General features: G+C 53.7%; 1 rRNA gene. It reads left to right on the top strand.

What is annotated here, in order from left to right:
- The first annotated feature begins 17 nt into the window (after positions 1–17).
- Positions 18–1,560, top strand: a 16S ribosomal RNA gene (locus tag PQQ36_RS22405).
- The last annotated feature ends 39 nt before the right edge of the window (positions 1,561–1,599 follow it).

Below are 1,599 nucleotides of genomic sequence, written 5' to 3'. Positions count from 1 at the left end.
AAGCTTCAAAAAACTTTTAATTGAAGAGTTTGATCATGGCTCAGATTGAACGCTGGCGGCAGGCCTAACACATGCAAGTCGAGCGGCAGCACAGAGAAACTTGTTTCTCGGGTGGCGAGCGGCGGACGGGTGAGTAATGCCTGGGAAATTGCCCTGATGTGGGGGATAACCATTGGAAACGATGGCTAATACCGCATGATGCCTACGGGCCAAAGAGGGGGACCTTCGGGCCTCTCGCGTCAGGATATGCCCAGGTGGGATTAGCTAGTTGGTGAGGTAAGGGCTCACCAAGGCGACGATCCCTAGCTGGTCTGAGAGGATGATCAGCCACACTGGAACTGAGACACGGTCCAGACTCCTACGGGAGGCAGCAGTGGGGAATATTGCACAATGGGCGCAAGCCTGATGCAGCCATGCCGCGTGTGTGAAGAAGGCCTTCGGGTTGTAAAGCACTTTCAGTTGTGAGGAAGGTGGTGTCGTTAATAGCGGCATCATTTGACGTTAGCAACAGAAGAAGCACCGGCTAACTCCGTGCCAGCAGCCGCGGTAATACGGAGGGTGCGAGCGTTAATCGGAATTACTGGGCGTAAAGCGCATGCAGGTGGTTTGTTAAGTCAGATGTGAAAGCCCGGGGCTCAACCTCGGAACTGCATTTGAAACTGGCAGACTAGAGTACTGTAGAGGGGGGTAGAATTTCAGGTGTAGCGGTGAAATGCGTAGAGATCTGAAGGAATACCGGTGGCGAAGGCGGCCCCCTGGACAGATACTGACACTCAGATGCGAAAGCGTGGGGAGCAAACAGGATTAGATACCCTGGTAGTCCACGCTGTAAACGATGTCTACTTGGAGGTTGTGGCCTTGAGCCGTGGCTTTCGGAGCTAACGCGTTAAGTAGACCGCCTGGGGAGTACGGTCGCAAGATTAAAACTCAAATGAATTGACGGGGGCCCGCACAAGCGGTGGAGCATGTGGTTTAATTCGATGCAACGCGAAGAACCTTACCTACTCTTGACATCCAGAGAAGCCAGCGGAGACGCAGGTGTGCCTTCGGGAACTCTGAGACAGGTGCTGCATGGCTGTCGTCAGCTCGTGTTGTGAAATGTTGGGTTAAGTCCCGCAACGAGCGCAACCCTTATCCTTGTTTGCCAGCGAGTAATGTCGGGAACTCCAGGGAGACTGCCGGTGATAAACCGGAGGAAGGTGGGGACGACGTCAAGTCATCATGGCCCTTACGAGTAGGGCTACACACGTGCTACAATGGCGCATACAGAGGGCGGCCAACTTGCGAAAGTGAGCGAATCCCAAAAAGTGCGTCGTAGTCCGGATTGGAGTCTGCAACTCGACTCCATGAAGTCGGAATCGCTAGTAATCGTGGATCAGAATGCCACGGTGAATACGTTCCCGGGCCTTGTACACACCGCCCGTCACACCATGGGAGTGGGCTGCAAAAGAAGTGGGTAGTTTAACCTTCGGGAGGACGCTCACCACTTTGTGGTTCATGACTGGGGTGAAGTCGTAACAAGGTAGCGCTAGGGGAACCTGGCGCTGGATCACCTCCTTATACGATGATTATTGCGATGAGTGTTCACACAGATTGATA

This window comes from Vibrio sp. CCUG 15886, from assembly GCF_028570825.1.
GTDB classification, from domain to species: Bacteria; Pseudomonadota; Gammaproteobacteria; order Enterobacterales; family Vibrionaceae; genus Vibrio; species Vibrio vulnificus_B.
The sequence above is the reverse complement of the archived record's forward strand: the minus strand, read 5'-3'. Positions and strand labels throughout refer to the sequence as shown.